Genomic DNA, 21,355 nt, shown 5'->3' on the forward strand with positions numbered 1-21,355 from the left:
GTCGGCTACCCCTCGCGCAGCAGCCGCCGCAGCACGGTGTGCAGCACCCCGCCTTGCTTGTAGTAGTCAATCTCGACCTGGTTGTCGATGCGCAGCGTCGAGTCGAACGCGAGCAGGGTGCCGTCGTCGCGGACGGCCTGCACCTGCACCGTCTGCCCCGGCGTCAGCCCCTCCGAGATGCCGATGACCTCGAAGGTCTCCCGCCCCGTCAGCCCGAGGCTCTCCGCGCTCTCGCCCGGCTTGAACTGTAGCGGCATGACGCCCATGCCCACGAGGTTGTTCCGGTGGATGCGCTCGTAGCTCTCCGCCACCACCGCGTACACGCCCAGCAGGTTCGGTCCCTTCGCCGCCCAGTCGCGAGAGCTGCCCGAGCCATACTCCTTGCCCGCGATGATCATCGTCGGCGTCCCACTCTCGATGTACTTTTGGGAAGCCTCAAAGATGCTCGTCTCCTCGTCGTTCGGCAGGAAAACCGACCAATCGCCCTCCTTCTCGGGCGTCAGCCGGTTGCGAAGCCGGATGTTGCCGAAGGTGCCCCGCACCATCCCCTCGTGGTTGCCGCGTCGTGAGCCGTAGATGTTGAAGTCAACTGGCTCCACGCCCTTCTCCAGCAGGTACCGCCCCGCCGGCCGGTCGACGGGGATCGCCCCCGCCGGCGAGATGTGGTCCGTCGTGATGGAATCGCCCAGCATCGCCAGCACCCGCGCTCCGAGGATGTCCGTCGGCTCGTCCACGTCCATCTTGAGGTCCAGGAAGTACGGAGCCTCCCGGATGTAGGTCGAGTTCAGGTCCCAGTCGAACAGGTCACCCGTCGGCGCCGGGACCGCCTTCCACGCGTCCGAGCCCTCGGTGACCGTGCTGTACCGCGACCGGAACATCTCCGGGTTCAGCGACTGTGCGATGGTGTCCTGGATCTCGCTCTGCGACGGCCAGATGTCGCGAAGGAACACTGGCTGCCCACCCTCATCCTCACCGAGTGGCTCTGTCGACAGGTCGAGGTCCACCGTCCCCGCGATGGCGTAGGCCACCACCAGCATCGGCGAGGCGAGGTAGTTTGCCTTCACCAGCGGGTGAATGCGCCCCTCGAAGTTGCGGTTGCCGCTGAGCACGGACACGGCCACAAGGTCGTTGTCCTCCGTCGCGGTCGCCACCGGCATCGGCATCGGCCCGCTGTTGCCGATGCACGTCGTGCACCCGTACCCGACGGTGTGGAACCCCAGCGCCTCCAGCGACGGCGTCAGCCCTGCGGTTGCCAGGTAGTCGGTCACCACCTGCGACCCGGGCGCCAGGCTCGTCTTGACCCACGGCTTCGACGACAGCCCCTTCTCGACGGCTTTCTTGGCCAGCAGTCCCGCGCCGATGATCACCGACGGGTTGGAAGTGTTTGTGCAGCTGGTAATCGCCGCGATGACCACCGCCCCGTGCCCAATCTTGTGAGTCTCGCCCTCGATCTCCGCGTCCGCCGTGAGCGGGATGTTGCCGTTCGCCCCCGCCGTCTGGTCCGGGAAGGTGCTGCGGAAGCTCCGCTTCATCTCGCCGAGCGCCACCCGGTCGTGCGGCCTCCGCGGCCCGGACAGGCTTGACTCCACGTCGCCAAGGTCCAGTTGCAGCACGTCCGTGTACTCCGGGTCCGGCGAATCGTCCGTGCGAAAGAGCCCCTGCGCCTTCGCGTACGCCTCGACCAGCGCCACCTGTGCCTCTTCCCTGCCCGTGCCCCGCAGGTAGTCGAGCGTGACGGAGTCGATGGGGAAGTACCCGCACGTCGCCCCGTATTCCGGCGACATGTTCGCTACCGTAGCCCTGTCGGCCAGCGGGATGTTCGACAGTCCGGGTCCGAAGAACTCCACAAACTTCTCCACAACGCCCCGCGCCCGCAGCATCTGCGTCAGCGTCAGCACCATGTCTGTGGTCGTCACGCCCTCGCGCAGCGTGCCGTTCAGCTTGACCCCGATGACCTCCGGCACCTGCATGTAGTAAGGCTGCCCCAGCAGCACGGCCTCCGCCTCGATGCCCCCGACGCCCCAGCCCAGCACGCCCAGCCCGTTGACCATCGTCGTGTGCGAGTCCGTGCCGATGACCGTGTCCGGGAAGATGGTCAGTCCGTCGGACGTCTCTCGTGCCGTTACAACGTCCGCCAGGTACTCCAGGTTCACCTGGTGCACGATGCCCGCGCCCGGCGGCACCAGCCGGAAGTTCTTGAATGCGTTCTGCGCCCACCGAAGGAAGCTGTACCGCTCCATATTGCGCTCGTACTCGCGCTCCACGTTCCGCTGCAGCGCCACCTGCGACCCGAAGAAGTCGATCTGCACCGAGTGGTCGATGACCAGGTCGCATGGGATGAGCGGGTTGATCTTCTGCGGGTCGCCGCCCAGCCGCGCCATCGCGTTCCGCATCGCCGCCAGGTCGACGAGCGCCGGGATGCCGGTCAGGTCCTGCATCAGCACCCGCGCCAACATGAAGGGGAAGGTGCGGTCCGGCTGCTGGCTTGGTTTCCAGCTCGCCACCGCCGCGATGTCCTCTTCCTCCACCAGGTACCCGTCCACGCTCCGAAGCGCGTTCTCCAGCAGGATGCGAATGGTGTAGGGCAGCCGGTCAAGGTTGGTCAGGCCCTCCTTCTCCAGGTGCGGCAGGCTGTAGTAGACCCGGTCGCCCTGCGGCGTGCTCAACGTCGATCGGGCGCCAACGTGATAGCTCTGGCTGGTCATGGGGACATTCTCCTCTTGCGGGGTAATTTGGACACCTGCACTATACCACACGCAGAAGCCGCCCCGGTGCCCTCCCAACCCGCTGTGCTACCATGCCCGTACCTGCTCCGAGGAAGCGAATCGTGCGGCGGCGACAGTTCGTGCCCCATATCCTCCTCGCCATCGCGATGGCCCTCGCCGTCGCGGCGACGGCATGCGCCGACGAGGAGCGCCCCCCGATAACCGTCTTCGCTGCCGCCAGCCTCGCCGATGCCCTCCAGCCCCTCGGCGACACGTTTGCCGCCGAGCACGGAGTCGAGGTCCGCTTCAGCTTCGGCGGCTCCACCACGCTGGCCCAACAGCTCGTCCGCGGCGCGCCCGCCGACCTCTTCATCTCCGCCGGCGAGCTCCCCATGGACCACGTCGAGTCCGCCCGCCTCCTGGCGTCCGGCAGCCGCGTCGACCTGCTCGGCAACGCCCTCGCGCTCGTCGGCCCGGTCGATGGCGCCGCAACCATCGTCACCCCCGAGGACCTCCTCGGCGACGACGTGCGCCGCATCGCGATGGCCGACCCTGCGCTGGCCCCCGCCGGTGTCTACACCCAGGAGGCGCTCGAGACCCTGGGGCTGTGGGACTCGATTCAGCCGAAGCTTATCTATGGCCCGGACGTCCGCACCGCCCTGCAGTACGCCGCCACCGCCGCCGTCGACGCAGCCATCGTCTACGCATCCGACGCCTCCAACGCCGAGGGCGTCCGCGATCTGTGGCGCTTCCCTGCCGGGAGCCACGTCCCGGTGACCTACCCCGCGGCAGTCCTCGCCGAGAGTGGCAACCGCGACGGTGCCGCCACCTTCCTGGCCTTCCTGGGCATTGAGGAGTCGCTGGCCGTCTTCCGCGCCCACGGCTTCACCACGCCCCGGTCTCCCGCCCCGTAAACACCCGCTGCGCCTTGGCACGCTCGCCCGCACCCGCTACCATTTGTGCATCCCATTGCGAAAGGGTATCCCGTATTGCCAACGCCTGAAGAGTATTCCGTCCTCTTCCTCTCGCTCCGCGTTGCGCTCGTCGGCACGCTCCTCGGGCTGCCCATCGGCCTCGCGGTGGCATGGGCCCTCGCGAAGACCTCCATGCGCGGCAAGGTGCTCCTGGACACCCTCGTCTCCTTCCCGCTGGTGCTGCCCCCCGTCGTCACCGGCTACGCGCTCCTTCTCCTTCTCGGCCGCAGCGGCCCCCTCGCCGGGCTGCAGCAGAGCCTCGACGTCGAGCTCCTCTTCACCTGGTTCGCCGCCGCGATGGCCGCCGGCCTCGTCGCCCTGCCCCTCATGGTGCGCTCGATGGAGGTCGCCATGGCCGGCGTCGACACCCGCATCGAGATGGCCGCCCGCCCCCTCGGCGCGAGCCGCTGGAAGGTCTTCACCGGCGTCACCGTCCCCCTCGCCTTCCGTGGCATCGCCGCCGGCACGCTCCTCGCCTTCGCCCGCGGCCTCGGCGAGTTCGGCGCGACGATCATCGTCGCGGGCAACATCCCCGGTTCCACCCAGACCCTCCCCCTCGCCATCTACACCAACCTGCAGACCGGCAACGATGACGCGGCCGTGCGCTTCATCGTCTTCTCCCTCGTGCTGGCGCTGGCCGCATTGCTCGTGCACCGGTGGCTGATCAAGAAGGCGGTGGCGTAGTCATGGGCGAGCCATACCTTGAGCTGCACTTTCGCAAGAGCTATCCGGGCTTCAATTTGGAGCTCGACGCCTCGTTCACCGCGGGCATCACCGCCGTATTCGGCCCCTCCGGCAGCGGCAAGAGCACGACGCTCAACTGCATCGCGGGCACGGCCCGCCCCGACTCCGGCGTGCTGCAACTCTGGGACCGCACCCTCTTCTCCAACGAGAACCGTTTCCTGTCCGTCAACCGCCCGCCGGAGAAGCGCCGAGTGGGCTACGTGCACCAGGACGGCCTCCTCTTCCCCCACCTGCGAGTGCGGGAGAACATCCTATTCGGCTACAACCACACGCCCAAGCAGCGCCGCTACTTGCAGCCCAACGACCTCGTGCGGATCCTCGAGGTCGAGCCCCTCCTGCACCGCATGCCCGCCACCCTCTCAGGCGGCGAGCGCCAGCGCGTCGCCCTCGCCCGCGCCCTCGCCGCCTCCCCCGAGGTGCTTCTGCTCGACGAGCCCCTCGCCTCCCTCGACCTGCCGTCGCGAGGCCGCATCCTCCGCCGCCTGCGTGCCGTCCACAAGGAGACGGGCATCCCGATGGTCTACGTCTCCCACGCCCTCTCGGAGGTTACTGCAATCGCAGAGCAAGCCCTCGTGCTCGACAAGGGCCGGCAAGTCGCGCTGGATTCGCCACGGAAAGTGTTGCATGAGACGCCGGTGTTGCCCCTGCTGGAGCCCGCGCACATGGAGACGCTGCTGGAGGGGCGTGTGGTTGGCCATCACCCGGACAGCGGCCTGACGGAGGCGGCCTTCGCCGGCTTCACCCTCTGGCTGCCCGCCGTCGACCGCCAGGAGGGCGAGGAGATCGCCGTGTCCGTGCCCGCTTCCGACGTCCTCGTCGCCGCCGAGCCGCCCCACGGCCTCAGTGCCCGCAACGTCCTCCGCGCGACGGTCTCCGCGATCGATAGGGTGGGTGACAGCGTCCTCGTCTCGGCGGACGCGGGCGCGACGGTCCTCGCGGCCCTCTCGCCGGAAGCGGCATCGTCCCTGGAGCTGCGACCGGGCGCGGAGGTGATCCTCGTCCTCAAGTCCACCAGCATCATCGTGCTGGGTTAAAGGCCCCCTTGACACCCAACCCCTCATACCGGCGAATGCCGGTATCCAGAGGGGGGCGGGGCGGGAGTCCGTAGGGGCGATTCGTGAATTGCCCGCCTACGTGTGAATAGCTTGAGTCCCTCGCTGACACTTCTAATACCCCGGTGCGCCTCCCGGCGACGCCCTCCATCGCTACCGTCATTCCCGCGACTGCTACCGTCATCCCGCGAAGGCGGGAATCCAGAAAGCTCGCCGCAAGTCACGCTCGCGATTGAAATAGCCTGATAGCCAGAAGGCTGCTGCTGGCGTGAACGCTCTCCCGCAGCAGCTAACCCCTACCCCCCGGTGCGCCTCCCTGCGACGCCCTCGATGAAGAAGTACACCGTCAACCCGAAGCCCAACATCAACAGCCCAAGACCGCCCATGATGTAGATGATCCCTGGACGCCCTTCGGCAATGAGCGCGATCAGCACACCCAGCCCAAACAGCGTCGCCCCAACTGACATAAGGGCCCGCGGAGCGTGCTTCAGCATGTCCGGCTGCATTACCCGATTCCTCTCAGGATGTCGTCCAGCCCCCGCGCGATGCAGGTGAAGATCGGCGTGTCGCGCTCCGTGTACGGCCGAGCCTCCGCCTCCCGCAGCTCCATCAGCAGGTCCAGAAACTCGTCGATGTTGGACACGTCGAACGCCACAATATGCTCCTGGTCGTCGATGCCGAAGGAGTAGGTGGTGTTGTTGCGCACCCCCGGGTACTTGTGCCCGATGGTGAAGTGCTGGTTCATCATCTCCTGCCGCCGCTCCAGCGGAAGCTGGTACCAGTCCGCAATCTTCACGAAGGGATAGACGACCAGGTACGGGTGGTCGGCGCTCTGCGGCCGCACCACCTTGGACCGCCCCTCCTGCCCCGCGTGCACGTGGTCGTCCACATACGGCGACGGCCGCGTCAGCGAGAGGTACGAGTACGCCGTCCGCAGGTACTTGCCGAGCCCCGTGCCGTTCACCGCCGCCGCGAATTCCTGCATCCCGTCCAGCGTCCATCCCAGCAGCCACAGCAGGAAGTCGGTGTCCCCGCGCAGCCCGACCAGCGAGTACGTCCGCACCTCGATGCGGTCGGAGAACTCGCCCACCATGGCGGCAAACTCCCGCCGGTGGTCATCCCGCTCGGTCTCGGGCAGGCGGCGCCACGCCGGGTCCACCTGGTAGAAGTTGTACTTCACCACCTGCCGCCGCATCACGGGCTGTGCCTCGGTCATGCCGTCCTCCGGGCAGAATTCAGCCACCATTATAGTCGTACGCGGCAACCAAGCGGCATCTTCCGCTTCGATTGGCCGCGCGATGCTCGAACATTACATAATTTCTGCACATACAACCCCAAACCGCGCCCAGATAGCCCGTCGCTTGACACGTTAGCTACGGAACCCTAGACTAACGGCACTATGGTGACCGTATTAGTCAACAACTGTTGCTGTCGACTGCACACGGGGTAAGCCGAAACACAATTCCGGTGCAGCCCCGCTCGCCGATGAACTGAGCGGGGTTTTGTTTTGGAAGTCAAAAGGAGGGCCCATGACCACGTCTTCTGACAACCGATTTCAACCCAACGTCATCATCCCGGTTCTTCCGGAAGAGATAGACCACTTTGACAACGAGGCCAAGCGGTTCCGCTCCGGCGACCTCGACGCCGCCGAATTCCGCGCCTTCCGCCTCCGCCAGGGCGTCTACGGCCAGCGCCAGCCCGACAACCAGATGATGCGCGTCAAGGTGCCCCTCGGCCGCATGACCCCCGACCAGCTCGAGTCCCTCGGCCGCATCGCCCGCGACTACACGCCGCTCAAGCGCGGCCACATCACCACGCGAGAGAACGTGCAGTACCACTTCCTCAACCTGGACGACGCCGCGGAGGTCATGCGCACCCTCGGCTCGACCGGCCTCGGCAGCCGAGAGGCCTGCGGCAACACCGTCCGCAACGTCACCAGCTGCCCGCTGACCGGCGTCTGCCCGGAGGAGGTCTTTGACCCCAGCCCATACGCCGTCGCATACGTGCGCAACTTCGTGCGCCGCGACTTCACCAACAACATGCCCCGCAAGTGGAAGACTGCCTTCAGCGGCTGCACCCACGACTGGGTCATGACCGCCATCCACGACATCGGCTTCCACGCCGTCATCCGCGAGATCGACGGTGTCGAGCGCAAGGGCTTCCGCATCGTCGTTGGCGGCGGCACCAGCATCCAGCCGCTCATCGCCCAGGAGCTCTACGAGTTCGTGCCTGTCGAGGACTTCCTCAAGGTCTCCGAGGCATGCCTGCGGGTCTTCAACGCCGCGGACGAGCTCCGCAAGAACAAGATGAAGGCCCGCGTGAAGGTGCTCATCAACCGCATCGGCATCGACGCCTTCCGCGAGATGGTCGAGAAGGTCATGGAAGAGGAGCTCGCGGACGTCACCTATGACCTCGACGAGCTCTCCGCCGGTGAGTACGAGGACCCCACGCCGCCGCCTCCCGCCGACTACCCGCCCTTCCCGAATGATGACCCCGCTTTTGAGCGTTGGCTCGGCAGCAACGTCATCGGGCAGAAGCAGGACGGCTATAGCGCGGTCTTCATCAAGCTCCGCCTCGGCAACGTCACTGATGAGCAGTTCTTCCAGCTTGCCGACATCTCCCGCGACTTGGCGGGCAGCATCCGCATGACGCTGCGCCAGGACATGACGCTCCAGTGGGTCCCCAACAACGCCCTGCACGTCCTGTACGAGAAGCTCGTCGCCGTCGGCATGGCCGAGCCCGGCGCCAACGAGTTGAGCGACATCGTCTCCTGCCCCGGCACCGAGAGCTGTGCCCTCGGCATCACCTCCTCACAGGGCCTAGCCGGCAACCTGTGGGACGCCCTCAGCGACTACAAGTCCCACGACGAGCTTGCCCGCAACATCCGCATCAACATCTCCGGTTGCCCGGACGGCTGCGGCCAGCACCACCTCGGCAACATCGGCTTCCACGGCGCCGCCATCAGGGTCGGCAGCGCCCAGGTGCCCGCCTACGAGGTCTACATCGGCGGCAGCCAGATCAAGCCCGTCCGCATCGGCCAGCACCTGCGCGTCAAGGTCCCGTCCAAGCGCATCGAGGAAGCAATCAAGCTCATCGTCGACGACTACGTGGAGCACCGGAACAGCGGTGAAGTCTTCAACGACTACGTCGACCGCATCGGCGCGGCGACCTACGAGGATCTGCTGAAACCCGTCTCCACTGTGCCGGAGCTCGGTCGCGAGACCATCCACTACTACATCGACTGGAACCGCGACGTCCTCTACAAGGTCGAGCGCGGCGAGGGTGAGTGCGCAGCCTAGTCAACCATCCCGCTGAAACACGAAGAGGCCCCGGCGCATAGCCGAGGCCTCTTGCTCTAGACTAAGGGTCTCCGGCGGCCGCGTCCCGGGTGCATTGAGTGCGCCGAGTTGCCTCGAGACGCACAACTCGGTAAGCTAGCCGCAGGCACTACACCGAAGCTGGAACAGATGGGAGCGCGAGATGCAGGACGCCATGCTGCTCCAACGGATCACGGTTCGCCCGGAGGTTTTCGGCGGCAAGCCGATCATCCGGGACATGCGCATCGCTGTTGAACATGTGCTGGGCATGCTCGCCGCCGGGGAGAGCGCGGACACAATCTTGAGTGAGTATCCGGCCTTGGAGGGCGAGGACATCCAGGCGTGCCTGCTGTTCGCGCACCGTTCCATGTCCGGAGAGCAGGTGCATGACCGGATGTCGATCCGGTAGTGCAATGAAGTTCCTGCTGGACGTATGCGCAGCTTCACATGCAATGCATGCCGCGCTGGTGCGTTGGGGCCATGACGTGGCCTCTGCGCTGGAGACCGCCCCACAAGCCGACGATGAGGCGATTCTGGATTGGGCAAGGGCGGAGCAGCGGATTCTTGTTACTGAGGACAAGGATTTTGGGGAACTGGTCTTTGTCCGGCGCTTGCCTCATTCCTGCATCATTCGCATTGTGGACATGCGGGTCCAGGACAAGGTTGCGGCAATGCAGGATTTGATTGAAGGTTACTCGGACTCGCTGCGTGACGGCATGCTGATAGTGGTCACGGAGAACAGGGTTCGCATTCGGTCCTCTGAAGCCGCTGAAACAGGCGGCACGTAGCACACACCCAGCGCCACCCCTACTTCCGAAACCGCCGCGTCAGCTTGTCCCAGAACGACGGCCCGCTCGGCGGCGCATCGTACTCCACCGGCTGGCCTCGCCAGTGCAGCTTGTTCTCCGCCCTGTCCGCCCGCACGAAGAAGAAGGCGTACCCCAGGACCCCGACGACCAGCCCAGCCCACAGGAAGACCGTCGCCAGCGTGCCGTCGAAGATGAGGGCAAACGTCAGGAGGAGAAGCACCGCGGCGATGATGAGGCGTCCCGGCGTAATGACGCCGCCGGCGCCGGAGGGCCCGTCGCCCTTGGCCCGCTGCGCCCGCTTGGGTCGAGACAGTGGAGCTTGCGCCTCGGACTGCTCCAGGATCTCTTCGATCTCTTGCTGGAATCGCTCAGGCATCGCCCACCCCCGGGCTCCGCGTCTTGTGCCCTTGTCCCCGGAGCCCTGCAAATGCGAAGACGCCGGTACGGAAGATAGTAGAAGTGGCTGCTTCCGGGATGTACGCCGTTGCCCGCCACGAGCAACGGTCTCTATACGCGAATCGTAGTCACAATCAAGGGTAAATGTCAAGATTTGGAATAACGCCATATGCGCCAAGCGAAAGGCGTCGGACGCGCCGGAATTCCTGTAACCCCGCCCATCCTGCCCAACGCAACCGGTCTGTTTGTCGGGTACACTGGACGAATTCACAGGCAGCAGCATCAGGACGAAATCATGGCCACCCATCAAGCCTCGTTCACCCGGCGCGTCTATCCGCTGGACCCAAAGGAGGTCTCGGAGGAGGAGCTGGCCGTCGTCTTTGCCATGACCTCGCGTCGGCCGGAGCCCTTTGACGAGATCAAGGACATGGTAACGGCTGAGAAGGCGTCCGACTTCCATGAGCGCTGGGTCCTCGGCTACGGCCACGCCTCCGTCGCCGAGCACGCAATCGTCCACCTCGCCGTGGAGAACGTCTCCCGCCTCGCCTGCGACACCCTGGAGGACAACCGCCTCGCCTCGTACACGGAAAAGTCCTCCCGCTACCAGGTCCTTGAACGCAACGCTTTCTACACGCCGCCCGAGCTCGACGCCGCCCCGGACCTCCGCGCCGCCTACGCCACCGCCTGTGAGCGTCTCTTCGACCTCTACCACGACCTCGTCGAGCGTACGCAGGCCTACCTCGCTGCCGTCCACCCGCAGCGCGATGGCGAGCGCGATGGCGCCTACCGCCTCCGCCTCCGCCGCATCGCGACCGACGTCTGCCGTTTCGTCCTCCCCGCGTCGACCCTGACCAACGTCGGCGTCACCATGAACACCCGCTCCCTTGAGCACGCCGTCCGCAAGCTCCTCTCCTCCGACCTCCAGGAGGAGCGAGAGGTCGGCGAGGAGATGAAGGAGCAGGCCAGGACCATCACCCCCACCCTCGTCCGCTACGCAGACCGCAACGAGTACATCGTGCGCAGCCGCGAGGCTCTGCAGGCGCAGTCGGCCGCGCTCCAGCCGCCGCCGCCCGCACTGCCCGGCCCGCGCTCCGTCGAGGCCCGCCTCGTCGACTACCCCGCGGACGCCGAGACCCGTCTCGTCGCCGCCCTCCTCTACCGCAACGCGCACGAGCCCTACGAAGCCGTCCGCACCCGCGCCGGGAATCTGTCCGTCGAGGACCGCGCCGCGGTGCTCGCCGCCGCCCTCGACAGCCTCGGCCCCCACGACCCCACCGTCCGCGAGCTCGAGCAGATTGAGTACACCTTCGAGTACCTCATGGACTACGGCGCCTACCGCGAGTTCAAGCGCCACCGTATGCAGTCGTACCTCCCCCAGCCGCTCACCGTCGCCGAGGGCTACGTGGAGCCGGATCTCATCCGGCAGAGCGGCCTCTCTGCGTCCTACCGCGAGGCCATGGACGTCTCCGCCAACGCCTACGCCTGCGTCGCCGCCCTGTCGCCCAGGCTCGCCGAGTACGCCGTGACCCACGCCCACCTGCGCCGGTTGTTCACCCGCATGAACCTCCGGGAGTGCTATCACTACTTCAAGCTGCGCACGCAGCCCCAGGCACACTTCACCATCCGCGACGCCGCACAGCAGGCAATGGACGCCGTGGCGCAAGTCCACCCGACACTCCTCCAGTTCATCAACTTGCGGGAGTAGCGTCCCATGCGCCTCCCCCCGCTCCTCGCGGCCCGCTTCGTCTGCCGCCTCAACCGCTTCGCCGCGATGGTCTCCCTCGACGGCCGCGAAGTCACCGTCCACGTCGCCAACTCCGGCCGAATGCGTGAGCTCTTCCAGCCCGGCAACCTCTGCTACCTCACGGAAATGCCCGGCGCCCATCGCAAGACCCGCTACGACCTCTCGCTAGTCGCCATCGACCGCCCCGCCAACACCGCTATCCGCGAGCGCCCGGCGTCCTATGCTGCGAGCAGCGAGCCTCCCCCCAACCGCACCCTCGTCTCCGCCGACGCCCGCCTCCCGAACGCCCTCGTGTGGGAGGCTTGGCGCGACGGCACTCTCCCCCACCTCGACGGCTACCCCAACGCCCGCCGTGAGGTCCGCTACCACGACAGCCGCCTTGACCTCCTCCTCGAATCGCCGGACGGGCTGTGCTACGTCGAGATCAAGTCCGTGACGCTCGTCCAGGACGGCCTCGCCCGCTTCCCGGACGCGCCCACCGACCGCGGCCGTCGCCACGTCACAACCCTCGTCCGCGCCGTCGAGGAGGGCCACCGCGCCGCCGCCGTCTTCGTCGTCCAGCGCGATGATGCCCGCGCCCTCTCGCCCTACGACGCCAACGACCCGCTCTTCGGCGAAGCCCTGCGCGAGGCCGTCGCTGCCGGCGTCGAGGCCTACGCCTTCACCTGCGCCGTCACCCGCGAGTCCATCGCAATCGCCGGTGAAGTGCCCGTGTTGCTGTAACATGGAAGCCATGCTGGAGAACGCAAACACCCACCCGCACGACGCGCCGCACCTCGCGCGGCTGCGAGAGATCGCCCACACCCACCGCATGCTTTTCATCGCCGGTCTCCCCGGCGTGGGCAAGAGCCTGCTGCTCAGAGAGCTCGCCGAATCCGCCCACGCCGATGGCCGCGCCGTCTACCTGCTGCAGTGGGACGTCGCCCGCTGCCCAATTTGTTCGCCCACCCTGCTGGCTCGCTATCCCGAGACCAACGGCATCACCCACGCCGTCCTCCGCAAGGCCGCCGGCCTCTGGGCGCGCGACGCCGTCGCTGCATGGGCAGCCGAGCACGCGGACGACGGCGCCCTCCTCGCCGGCGAGACCCCCCTCGTCGGCCACCGCTTTGTCGAGCTCGCCAGGCCCGCCGCCGACGCCGCCGAGCCCGCGCTCAGCTCCGGCTCGACCCGCTTCCTCGTCCCCGTCCCCACCGTCGAGGTGCGCCGCGCCATCGAGGCCGCCCGCGCCGCCACAACCGAGCGCCCCCGCCACGAGCGTGAACAAAACGACGCCATCCCCGGCGTCCTCCGCATCCTCTGGGCCGAGCTCTTCGTCGCGGCCGCCCAGGTCGCCGCCGAGCGCGGCGACCCGCCGCCCGTCGACATCGGCTACGACCCCGAGACCTACAAAGCCGTGTACAGCCGCGCGTTGAGGGTTCGCCATTGGGAGCCGCTGCGGGTGGAGACTGCCCTGCCGCCACAGGATCGCTCCGTCTACGACGTCCAGGCGCCCGCTCAGGACCTCGCGCCGTCCGAAGCCGAAGCCGAGGCCTACGTCGCCCGCGTCGAGCGCGAGTACCCTGACCTCGCCGTCCTCCAGCGCGAGACCGAGACGTGGTGGCGCGCATGACTCCGCCAACTGGCGAGTTCCTCATGGACGTCTACCAGCGCCTCTTCGACGCCTACGGCCCGCAACACTGGTGGCCCGGCGCCGAAACCCCAATCGAGGTCTGCATCGGCGCCATCCTCACCCAGTCCGCCGCGTGGACCAACGTCGAGTTGGCCCTCGCCCGCCTCCGGGAGGCCGGCGTCCTCTCGCTGCAGGGCATTCACGAAACGCCGCAGGAGCAGCTCGCCCAGCTCGTGCACTCATCCGGCTACTTCAACGTCAAGGCCCGCAAGCTCAAGGCCTTCGCACAGCACGTCTACGACCACCACAACGGCGAACTTGACGTAATGCTTGCTCAGCCGTGGGAGGAGCTCCGGGCAGAGCTCCTCGGCATCTACGGCATCGGCGAGGAGACCGCCGACGACATCGTCCTCTACGCCGCCAACGCCCCCAGCTTTGTCGTCGACGCCTACACCTTCCGCATCTTCACACGCCTCGGCGCGCCCGCCCCGGAACAGCGCTACGAGAGCTACCGCCGCCTCTTCATGGACGCCCTCCTGCCCGACGCCCATCTCTACAACGAGTACCACGCGCTGCTCGACAACCTCGGCAAGGAAGTCTGCCGCAAGCGGGCCCCCCGCTGCGCCGAGTGCCCCCTGCTTGACCTCTGCCCGACGGGCATTGGAGATGTGGGATGATTTGCACTTGCACGCTCGACCAGATCCTTTGAGATTAGGGTGTGCTCAATCGTCCCTCAGTCAGTTTTTGGAAGGCCTGTCGGTCAATTTCATAGACCCATTTCGCGCCTGAACGGGGCATTGTTAACTTGGCAAGCACTGCAACGTCGTTGAACTCACGCATTGCCTGCTCCAATTCACTACGAGGAAGTGCAGGCTTCATCCACCGTGTAGAGTAGCGGATCAACTTGGTTGACTTGTCGGCGTCTAAGACCAAGCCCACTGCGGGGGCGCAGCTAGCATATTCTTTGTAGTTTTCGAAACAGTACAGGAGGAGGTAGTCTCCTTGGGCTATCCCATCTGGCCACACGTTGTGGACAGGATATCTACCGGACCCTACCTTAGTTCTATTGTCTCCCCTTGGATTCCCATGGAACGCAATGAAGCAGAGCAAGCCATCCTCCGTCCCTTGAGTTTGCTATTACTCACTCTCGAATTACTCAACGCATGCCCTAGTCCATCACCCCGCCCACCGCCGCGAAGAAGGACGCCGCCCCAATCTCGAACAGCCAGTGGTTGTTGAACCGGATGTTGTCGAGCTTCCGAGCGTCCACGGCCTCGAACACCAGCCGCAGGTCATCCAGCGGCACAGGCTGCGAGAGCCGCTCGTACTCGAAGGTGAATGACTGCTGCCGGTGGTCGACGTCTTCCACAACGCCTAGGCCGGGCACGCTCTTGGGGTACCGGGCATACCCGCCCGTGCAGTACAGCAGCACGAGGTCCCCCGGCACGATGCCCTTGGGCCACCCGGCATTCACGCCGAAGTGCCCCTCCTCCACCGTCACGTGCCCCGGCTTTGTCGGGTCGCCGAACACAGCCAGGTAGTAGCGAGGTTCTCTCATGGCGAGGGCCGTACCGTCCGCAGCTCTCTAGTCCGTCGTCAGCGCCGTGTCCTCCAGGTTCGCCCACTCGCCCATAGAGCCGTCGTAGTTGCGGACGTTGTCGTAGCCAACCAGCCGCAGCGTCAGCAGTCCGTGCGCCGCACGGATGCCGCCCTGTCAGTAGGTGATCACCTCTTTGTCCGGCGTCACCCCCGCCGCGTCCAGCAGCGCCCGGATCTCCTCCGCCGTCTTCCACGAGCGGTTGGGCTCCGGGTTCATGAAGTTCGTCCACTCCAGGTGGACCGATCCCGGCACGTGCCCGATGCGCTTGTTCCCGCGCGAGTTGTCGCCCGTCCACTCCCCGTCCGATCGCACGTCCAGGAAGATGACGCCGCCATCCCCCACATGCGCCTTCCCGTAGTCCAGCGAGCATAGCACCGAGTCGTCCACGACGGGCGTGAACGTCGCCGCCGCCGGGCTCGCGACCTCCCGGGAAATCGGACGTCCCTCGCGGAACCACCGCTCCCAGCCCCCGTTCAGCACCTTCGCGTTGGTGTGCCCGTAGTAGTTGAGCGCCCACCACATCCGGCACGCCGGCACGCCGCCTGCCGTGTCGTACGACACCACCGTCGTGTCCGGCCCGACGCCCAGGTCTCCCATCAGCTTCGCGAACTGGTCCGGCGGCATGACGTGCAGCGAGTCGTTCGCGTCCTTGATGAACGGGTTCACCCTCAGCCCCACGGCGCCCTTGATGTGCGCCTTCTGGTACAGGTCGAACGTCGCGCAGTCGATGACGCGCACGTTGGGGTCGTCCAGGTGTTCCTCCAGCCAGTCGGGCTCGGCAAGGAGCTCCGGCCTCGTGTAGCCTGCGGTTGATTGAGTCACCAACCACCTCCCGGTGCGGAATGTCGCCAGTATACTCCACACGCCCCCCGCATATGCACTATCATGGAAGCGCGAACGCAATTGCGGCCGGCAGGCCGGGAGGACACATGCTCTTTGACTTTCACACCCACACGTTTCTCAGCGACGGCGTGCTCTCGCCGATAGAGCTCATCCGGCGCGCCGTCAGCAACGGCTACACGTCCATCGCCGTCACCGACCACGCCGGCATCAACGACCAGGAGCGTGTCCTCGACATCCTCGTCAAGGAGTGCGCCGAGGCCACCGAGAACATGGGCATCACCGCCGTCCCCGGTGTCGAGCTCACCCACGTCCCGCCGCACCGCATCGCCGAGGCCGCCCGCCGCGCTAGGGCCAACGGCGCCCGCATCGTCCTCGTCCACGGTGAGACCATCAAGGAACCCGTCGCCAGGGGCACCAACCGCGCCGCCTTGGAGAGCCCCGATGTCGACATCCTCGTCCACCCCGGCATGATCACGGAGGAGGAGGCCGACATCGCGCGCCAGGCCGGCATCTACCTCGAGCTCTCCGCCCGCGCCGGCCACAGCCTCACCAACGGCCACGTCGCCCGCACCGCGATGGAAGTCGGCGCCAACCTCGTCGTCGACTCCGACGGCCACGCCCCCGGCGACCTGCTGACTGAGGAACTTGTTCGCCAAATCGTCATCGGCGCCGGACTCTCGGAGGCGGAGTTCACCCCAATCCTGGAGACCAACCCGATGGCGCTCCTCTCCAAGGCCACCGCCTAGCGCCGGAAGAACAGCCGGGCCCAACGCTCCCGCTGCCGTCATCCCCCGGCTACCGTCATTCCCGCCCCCCCCCATCGCGTCATTCCTGCCTCCCGTGCGTCATTCCTGCGAAGGCAGGAATCCATAGGGGCGTGGTGCGGGCCGCCCCCTTGCCCAGGCATCACCCTCCCCCCGCCCCCTGCCAACCCTGAGTATTGGGCCGGCCAATCCCGCAGGCCCTCACAGCTATCCAAATGCAAGGCAATTTGACTTTTGTACCCCAGGGGGTATACTGACACCAACAGGCTAGGATACTGTGCTAGCCGGAATTGCCGCGCACGGCCACACCGTGACGCGCCGAAGTATCGAGTAGATAGGAGGGTTTCATGCAACAGCCGCGTGTTGATTCCGCTTTTACCCGCTCCCGCGGTTCCTCTGTCCTTTTGGGCCGCCACCCGTCTGAGCGCTTCTCCGACGAGATTGAGGCCGAGGACGCGGCCCCGGAGGAGCGCGCTTCCGCGATGGAACGCCGCTTTCGCCCCCAGCTTCAACCGCCCCGCCCGAACATGGACTGGCCGGACTGGGCTGTCCGCACCCAGCGGGTTCAGGAGCGTCTCGCTTCCACGCTGGAGCAGTTGATATGGGGCAGCATCGGCGCCCTCGCCGGCACGGCAATAGCCGCCGTTCCCCCCGTCGTGGGTGTCGTGCAGGGCAGCTATCCCTATGTGTTCTTCCAGCCGTTGGGGGCCGCGGTGGGCGCCGTCGCCGCCATCGTCGCGCTGGCGATTGCGCGCAGCAGCCGGAAGGTCGAGCGAGAGCGGCTGGCGCCTCCGTCGCCGTGGACGACGCACCCGGACCGCTAAGACGAGACACGCGTAGGCACGGAAAAGTGGCCGGGAGGGGCCGTCACCGGGGGATGTCGTCAACCATCTCCCGGTGGTATCCGTTGGTGCGTACGCACTGGTGGCCCTCCGGCCCCATCGGCGTCCCGCACAGCGGACACCGGGGCCGCCCGGCTGCGCACACCTCCAGCGCACGCTCCGACAGCAGTTTTAGCTGGTCGATGTCAACCAGCGTCCCCACCGTCGCTTCGGCGGTATCGGCGTCCTCCTGGTCCTTGGCCAGCAGGTTCAGGATGGGGCCGCGGACATCCTCGCTGATCATCAGCCGTCCCACCTGGAACTCGTGGTATGCGTCGCCGGAGCGCGATGGAACGCTGGCGGGCCCGCCGCCCGATGCCATGTCCATCGTCGACAGCAGCCGCTGGATGGCTATCGCAAGCTGGAAGAGCTGCTCCTTCTCCAGCCAAAGGCAGGCGCCCCCGTGTTCGGCCTCCACCAGCAGCCGGAACCGGCGGCTGCCCGGCTCGCCGACGGCGTCCGCCGTCAGTGTGATAGCGCGTCCAAGGTCGTTTTTCGTCCCAGGCAATCGGACCCTCCCCGTATGTAGCTGCCGATGCATCATAGCATAGCGGCGTCCGTACTGCGCCGCCCGCCGTCACCCGCGCCCGCCGCCGCGATGCCCACAGCGCAAGTTCGCAAAAGACCGTTGAATCCCGCGCGGTTCCCCAAATCGACTACGGCGTGCGAGCGGCGGCACGACTTCGCCGAGCCTGAATCACAGCGTTACGAATTTCGTGATTCAAGTGCGATTGTGAAGCTCTGCACATACGAAATCGTGTTGACACGCACTCCGCGCAATGCTACTTTGACTGTTGGGTTTTGGAAGGGCGAGTTCTACTTTGACGCTCGCCGTGAGGTAGTGTTGCGGCGGCAAACGACGCTCCGGAATCGACGGCCCCTTACTCCACCTGCGTGAGTAGCGGGCCGCAGTCGGCGCGATAGCCGGGAACGCAGCAATGCATGGGAGGTCCAATTGAAGCGGGACGATTTCATCATCCGGTTCGCGGGAGAGGGCGGTCAGGGCATGGTCACCTCCGCCGACGGACTGGCTCAAGCGGCGTCTATGGCAGGTTTCCACGTCCAGACCTTTTCCACCTTCCCGTCCCAGATCCTCGGCGGTCCCACGTGGACGCAGACACGCATCTCGACGAGGCCCGTGCGCAGTTCGGGCGACCAGATCGACGTCCTTGTTTGTTTCAACCGCGAGGCCTACGACACCCACAAGGAAGAGGTGGCGGGGGACGGGGTCATCATCTACAACCTCGGTGACTTCCAGCTCGACGGCGACGGCAAGAGCTTCGGCATCCCCTTCGAGGAGCTGGCCAAGTCCACCGGCAACGCCCGCGCCGAGAACATGGTCGTCATCGGCGCCTTCGCCCACCTCGTCAACATGCCCCAGGAGTTCCTCGACGAGTTCGTCACCAAGCGTTTCACCCGTGGCCGCGCCGGTGACGAGGAGATCATTCGCTCCAACATTGAGGCGATGCTCCTCGGCCGAAGCCACGCGGCCGCCAGCGGCTTCACCCTCGCCGAGATGGCCCCGCCCGTGAAGCCCGAGTACCCCCAGATCCTCATCAAGGGCAATGAGGCCGTCTCGGCCGGCGCCCTTGCGGCGGGCATCAACTTCTACGTCGGCTACCCCATCTCCCCCGCCACGCCAATCCTCATCTTCATGGAGCGCAACCTCGCCGGTGAGGGCAACTTCGCCTACCAGGCCAGCTCCGAGATCGAGGCCATCAACGCCGTCATCGGCGCCGGCTACTCCGGCAAGAAGGCGATGACCGCCACCAGCGGCCCCGGCCTCTCCCTCATGAGCGAGGCCGTAGGCATGTCCTGGATGACCGAGATCCCCTACGTCCTCGTCAACGTGCAGCGCGGCGGCCCCGCCACCGGCCTGCCCACCAAGACCGAGCAGTCGGACTTCCAGGTGGCCCTCCACCCGGCCCACGGCGACTCCGCAATGCCCGTCATCGCCCCCGGCACCGTCGAGGAGTGCTTCTACGCCACCGTCGCTGCCTTCAACTGGGCCGAGCGCTACCAGGGCCCCGTCATCATGCTCAGCGAGCAAATGCTGGCAGAGCGAGCCCAGAACATCCCGCGGCCTGACGTCTCCAAGGTCCATGTGGAGAATCGAGAGGTCTACACTGGCGACAACGGTTACCTCCGCTACGAAGCCCGTGAGATCTCCCCCATGCCCATCCCCGGTGGCCCCGGCCCCTACATCGCAAACGCCAGCGAGCACGACCCCTTCGGCGACACCACCCACCTCCCCGAGCGCCATGTCCACATGATGGAACGCCGCTTCTCCAAGCTGAAGCTGCTCGAGGACGGCTACTACGAGTCCCGGAACACGGACAGCCCCGTCGCAGTCATGCCTTGGGGCGGCTCCAAGGGCCCCACGGAAGAGGCCTATGAGGTCCTGCAGGGCTACGGCCTGAACGTCGCCTGGTACTACACCATGTACCTCCACCCGCTGCCGGCCAAGCTCCTGGAGGAGCTCCTGCAGAAGGACCTTGTGATAGTCCCGGAGCTGAACTTCCAGGGACAGTTCTCCAGCTACCTCCGGTCCCTGGGAGTCAAGGCGGAGTCCATCACCCAGTACACCGGACTGCCCTTCAACGTGAGCAACCTGGCCAGCAAGCTCGAGGAGCGCCTGGGCGCTGGTGCGAGAGGAATGGTGAACGTATGAGCAAGAAGAACCCCGAGTACGATTTCAAGTGGTGCCCCGGCTGCGGCGACTTCGGCGTCCGCCGGGCCCTTGAAATGGCCATGCAGCAGTGGAACGTCAAGACGGAGATGCCCATCGAGCAGAACGTCGTCGTCGCCGGCATCGGCTGCTCCGGCAACCTCGTCCACCTGCTTGAGGGCCAGCAGCCCTACGGCTTCCACGGCATCCACGGCCGTTCCCTGCCCCTCGCCATGGGCGTCAAGATGGGCAACCCGGACCTCAACGTCGTCGTCGTCGCCGGTGACGGCGACTTCCTGAGCATCGGCGGCGAGCACATCGGCCCTCAGGCCGCTCGCAACCTGAACGTCTGCGTCGTCGTCATGGACAACGGCGTCTACGGCCTCACCAAGGGCCAGAGCTCCCCCACCACGGTCGAGGGCACCATCACCTCCTCCACGCCCTACGGCAAGATGGAGGCCCAGATAAGCCCGCTGCACCTGTACATGACCCTCGGCGTCTCCTTCGTCGCCTCCAGCTTCTCCGCCAAGGTCCGTGACATGGCCAGCCTCATCCTCCAGGGCATGGAGCACCCCGGCTTCGCCATCGTCCACGTCCAGTCCCCGTGCACGACCTACAACAACACCTACGACGTCCTCAAGGGCGACCCGGCCAAGGGCGTCGCCCCCGTCATCTACGACGTCCCCGACGACCACGACCCGGCCGACCGATCCGCCGCTCTCGCCATGGTCGACGCCCCCGGCCTCCCCTTGGGCCTCATCTACCAGGACCCCAACTCCAAGCCCCTCGAGCGGCGCGTCGCCGACGCCACCGTAAACGCCCGCGCCCGCCGCGCAGAAGACGTATTCGACGCCCTGATGATCTAAGCCCCCATATCAAACGCAAAAGGAGAGGGGCGCCGATTTCGGCGCCCCTCCTGCTATTCCGTTCCTGATCACCCTACGCCGACACCCCCTGCGCCGACTCTCCATACCGGCGAAAGCCGGTATCCAGGATGGTGGAAAGGAACCGCCCCCTACGCGACAACCCGCCAACCGCTACCGTCATTCCTGCTCCCCCTCCCATCGTCATTCCTGCGAAGGCAGGAATCCAGAGGTGCGGGGCAGTGGGGCGCCCTCGCCTTGAGCTCCCTACGCCGACACCCCCTGCGCCGACTCTCCATACCGGCGGAAGCCGGTATCCAGGATGGTGGAAAGGAACCGCCCCCTACGCGACAACCCGCCAACCGCTACCGTCATTCCTGCTCCCC

At 66.3% G+C, this 21,355-nt stretch carries 21 protein-coding genes; 14 read left to right on the forward strand and 7 right to left on the reverse strand.

Annotation, left to right across the window (positions count from 1 at the left end; all coding sequences use genetic code 11):
* Nucleotides 1-5: 5 nt before the first annotated feature.
* Nucleotides 6-2,705, reverse strand: coding sequence for an aconitate hydratase AcnA (gene acnA / locus OXC99_05755; GenBank protein ID MCY4624485.1), 2,700 nt, complete (start codon nt 2,703-2,705; stop codon nt 6-8).
* A gap of 122 nt (nt 2,706-2,827) precedes the next feature.
* Between acnA and modA the strand changes: the two genes are divergently transcribed.
* From modA to modC, 3 genes are all read left to right on the forward strand, one after another.
* Nucleotides 2,828-3,619: a molybdate ABC transporter substrate-binding protein gene (gene modA, locus OXC99_05760; GenBank protein ID MCY4624486.1), complete on the forward strand. Its 792-nt coding sequence runs from the start codon at nt 2,828-2,830 to the stop codon at nt 3,617-3,619.
* Nucleotides 3,620-3,694: 75 nt separating this feature from the next.
* Nucleotides 3,695-4,363, forward strand: a complete 669-nt coding sequence (gene modB / locus OXC99_05765; GenBank protein MCY4624487.1) for a molybdate ABC transporter permease subunit — start codon at nt 3,695-3,697, stop codon at nt 4,361-4,363.
* A gap of 2 nt (nt 4,364-4,365) precedes the next feature.
* Nucleotides 4,366-5,457, forward strand: coding sequence for a molybdenum ABC transporter ATP-binding protein (modC, locus tag OXC99_05770; protein ID MCY4624488.1), 1,092 nt, complete (start codon nt 4,366-4,368; stop codon nt 5,455-5,457).
* A gap of 314 nt (nt 5,458-5,771) precedes the next feature.
* Here modC and OXC99_05775 read toward each other — a convergent pair whose 3' ends face one another.
* Nucleotides 5,772-5,969 (reverse strand): hypothetical protein, encoded by a 198-nt coding sequence (locus tag OXC99_05775; GenBank protein ID MCY4624489.1) that lies wholly within the window; start codon nt 5,967-5,969, stop codon nt 5,772-5,774.
* 11 nt (nt 5,970-5,980) lie between these two features.
* The gene (locus OXC99_05780; protein ID MCY4624490.1) at nt 5,981-6,691 is read right to left on the reverse strand and encodes a chlorite dismutase family protein; all 711 of its coding nucleotides are present in this window, start codon (nt 6,689-6,691) and stop codon (nt 5,981-5,983) included.
* 313 nt (nt 6,692-7,004) lie between these two features.
* Between OXC99_05780 and OXC99_05785 the strand changes: the two genes are divergently transcribed.
* The 3 genes from OXC99_05785 to OXC99_05795 all read left to right on the forward strand — a co-directional run bounded on the left by OXC99_05785 (nt 7,005) and on the right by OXC99_05795 (nt 9,580).
* Nucleotides 7,005-8,774, forward strand: a complete 1,770-nt coding sequence (locus tag OXC99_05785; GenBank protein MCY4624491.1) for a nitrite/sulfite reductase — start codon at nt 7,005-7,007, stop codon at nt 8,772-8,774.
* A gap of 181 nt (nt 8,775-8,955) precedes the next feature.
* A complete protein-coding gene (locus OXC99_05790; protein ID MCY4624492.1) occupies nt 8,956-9,201 on the forward strand; it encodes a DUF433 domain-containing protein in 246 nt (81 codons plus the stop codon).
* 4 nt (nt 9,202-9,205) lie between these two features.
* The gene (locus tag OXC99_05795; GenBank protein ID MCY4624493.1) at nt 9,206-9,580 is read left to right on the forward strand and encodes a DUF5615 family PIN-like protein; all 375 of its coding nucleotides are present in this window, start codon (nt 9,206-9,208) and stop codon (nt 9,578-9,580) included.
* A 19-nt stretch (nt 9,581-9,599) separates the two neighbouring features.
* On the opposite strand, the gene OXC99_05800 is transcribed toward OXC99_05795, so the two are convergent.
* The gene (locus OXC99_05800) at nt 9,600-9,977 is read right to left on the reverse strand and encodes a hypothetical protein (protein ID MCY4624494.1); all 378 of its coding nucleotides are present in this window, start codon (nt 9,975-9,977) and stop codon (nt 9,600-9,602) included.
* Between the two features lie 315 nt (nt 9,978-10,292).
* On the opposite strand from OXC99_05800, the gene OXC99_05805 reads away from it, so the two are divergent.
* The 4 genes from OXC99_05805 to OXC99_05820 are packed head-to-tail and all read left to right on the forward strand — an operon-like array spanning nt 10,293 to nt 14,027.
* On the forward strand, nt 10,293-11,702 hold the full coding sequence (locus OXC99_05805) for an FAD-dependent thymidylate synthase (GenBank protein ID MCY4624495.1): 1,410 nt from the start codon (nt 10,293-10,295) through the stop codon (nt 11,700-11,702).
* A gap of 6 nt (nt 11,703-11,708) precedes the next feature.
* Nucleotides 11,709-12,464 carry a DNA/RNA nuclease SfsA gene (gene sfsA, locus OXC99_05810; protein ID MCY4624496.1) on the forward strand — a complete coding sequence of 252 codons (756 nt, stop codon included), beginning with the start codon at nt 11,709-11,711 and terminating at the stop codon, nt 12,462-12,464.
* Nucleotides 12,465-12,474: 10 nt separating this feature from the next.
* A complete protein-coding gene (locus OXC99_05815) occupies nt 12,475-13,350 on the forward strand; it encodes a hypothetical protein (GenBank protein MCY4624497.1) in 876 nt (291 codons plus the stop codon).
* Nucleotides 13,347-14,027 (forward strand): hypothetical protein, encoded by a 681-nt coding sequence (locus OXC99_05820; protein MCY4624498.1) that lies wholly within the window; start codon nt 13,347-13,349, stop codon nt 14,025-14,027. The genes OXC99_05815 and OXC99_05820 overlap by 4 nt, the downstream gene beginning before the upstream one ends.
* A 491-nt stretch (nt 14,028-14,518) precedes the next feature.
* On the opposite strand, the gene OXC99_05825 is transcribed toward OXC99_05820, so the two are convergent.
* A complete protein-coding gene (locus OXC99_05825; GenBank protein MCY4624499.1) occupies nt 14,519-14,908 on the reverse strand; it encodes a hypothetical protein in 390 nt (129 codons plus the stop codon).
* Between the two features lie 27 nt (nt 14,909-14,935).
* Nucleotides 14,936-15,772 (reverse strand): sulfurtransferase, encoded by an 837-nt coding sequence (locus OXC99_05830; GenBank protein ID MCY4624500.1) that lies wholly within the window; start codon nt 15,770-15,772, stop codon nt 14,936-14,938.
* A 107-nt stretch (nt 15,773-15,879) separates the two neighbouring features.
* On the opposite strand from OXC99_05830, the gene OXC99_05835 reads away from it, so the two are divergent.
* Together OXC99_05835 and OXC99_05840 are read left to right on the forward strand one after the other, a co-directional pair.
* The gene (locus OXC99_05835) at nt 15,880-16,539 is read left to right on the forward strand and encodes a histidinol phosphate phosphatase domain-containing protein (GenBank protein ID MCY4624501.1); all 660 of its coding nucleotides are present in this window, start codon (nt 15,880-15,882) and stop codon (nt 16,537-16,539) included.
* Between the two features lie 365 nt (nt 16,540-16,904).
* Nucleotides 16,905-17,381, forward strand: a complete 477-nt coding sequence (locus tag OXC99_05840; GenBank protein MCY4624502.1) for a hypothetical protein — start codon at nt 16,905-16,907, stop codon at nt 17,379-17,381.
* A 43-nt stretch (nt 17,382-17,424) separates the two neighbouring features.
* On the opposite strand, the gene OXC99_05845 is transcribed toward OXC99_05840, so the two are convergent.
* On the reverse strand, nt 17,425-17,946 hold the full coding sequence (locus tag OXC99_05845) for a DUF3090 family protein (GenBank protein MCY4624503.1): 522 nt from the start codon (nt 17,944-17,946) through the stop codon (nt 17,425-17,427).
* Between the two features lie 447 nt (nt 17,947-18,393).
* On the opposite strand from OXC99_05845, the gene OXC99_05850 reads away from it, so the two are divergent.
* Both OXC99_05850 and OXC99_05855 read left to right on the forward strand, forming a co-directional pair.
* A complete protein-coding gene (locus OXC99_05850; GenBank protein ID MCY4624504.1) occupies nt 18,394-20,109 on the forward strand; it encodes a 2-oxoacid:acceptor oxidoreductase subunit alpha in 1,716 nt (571 codons plus the stop codon).
* Nucleotides 20,106-20,972, forward strand: coding sequence for a thiamine pyrophosphate-dependent enzyme (locus OXC99_05855; GenBank protein MCY4624505.1), 867 nt, complete (start codon nt 20,106-20,108; stop codon nt 20,970-20,972). Before OXC99_05850 ends, OXC99_05855 begins: the two co-directional genes overlap by 4 nt.
* Nucleotides 20,973-21,355 lie beyond the last annotated feature (383 nt).

The sequence above is a fragment of the Chloroflexota bacterium genome, from assembly GCA_026713825.1.
GTDB lineage: Bacteria > Chloroflexota > Dehalococcoidia > Lucifugimonadales > UBA1127 > UBA1127.

Bases quoted from the DNA above. Each gene is read 5' to 3' on its own strand.
- acnA (MCY4624485.1), bottom strand. From the start codon at position 2,705: ATGACCAGCCAGAGCTATCACGTTGGCGCCCGATCGACGTTGAGCACG.
- modC (MCY4624488.1), top strand. From the start codon at position 4,366: ATGGGCGAGCCATACCTTGAGCTGCACTTTCGCAAGAGCTATCCGGGC.
- OXC99_05775 (MCY4624489.1), bottom strand. From the start codon at position 5,969: ATGCTGAAGCACGCTCCGCGGGCCCTTATGTCAGTTGGGGCGACGCTG.
- OXC99_05780 (MCY4624490.1), bottom strand. From the start codon at position 6,691: ATGACCGAGGCACAGCCCGTGATGCGGCGGCAGGTGGTGAAGTACAAC.
- OXC99_05785 (MCY4624491.1), top strand. From the start codon at position 7,005: ATGACCACGTCTTCTGACAACCGATTTCAACCCAACGTCATCATCCCG.
- OXC99_05790 (MCY4624492.1), top strand. From the start codon at position 8,956: ATGCAGGACGCCATGCTGCTCCAACGGATCACGGTTCGCCCGGAGGTT.
- OXC99_05795 (MCY4624493.1), top strand. From the start codon at position 9,206: ATGAAGTTCCTGCTGGACGTATGCGCAGCTTCACATGCAATGCATGCC.
- OXC99_05800 (MCY4624494.1), bottom strand. From the start codon at position 9,977: ATGCCTGAGCGATTCCAGCAAGAGATCGAAGAGATCCTGGAGCAGTCC.
- OXC99_05805 (MCY4624495.1), top strand. From the start codon at position 10,293: ATGGCCACCCATCAAGCCTCGTTCACCCGGCGCGTCTATCCGCTGGAC.
- sfsA (MCY4624496.1), top strand. From the start codon at position 11,709: ATGCGCCTCCCCCCGCTCCTCGCGGCCCGCTTCGTCTGCCGCCTCAAC.
- OXC99_05815 (MCY4624497.1), top strand. From the start codon at position 12,475: ATGCTGGAGAACGCAAACACCCACCCGCACGACGCGCCGCACCTCGCG.
- OXC99_05820 (MCY4624498.1), top strand. From the start codon at position 13,347: ATGACTCCGCCAACTGGCGAGTTCCTCATGGACGTCTACCAGCGCCTC.
- OXC99_05825 (MCY4624499.1), bottom strand. From the start codon at position 14,908: ATGAGAGAACCTCGCTACTACCTGGCTGTGTTCGGCGACCCGACAAAG.
- OXC99_05835 (MCY4624501.1), top strand. From the start codon at position 15,880: ATGCTCTTTGACTTTCACACCCACACGTTTCTCAGCGACGGCGTGCTC.
- OXC99_05840 (MCY4624502.1), top strand. From the start codon at position 16,905: ATGCAACAGCCGCGTGTTGATTCCGCTTTTACCCGCTCCCGCGGTTCC.
- OXC99_05855 (MCY4624505.1), top strand. From the start codon at position 20,106: ATGAGCAAGAAGAACCCCGAGTACGATTTCAAGTGGTGCCCCGGCTGC.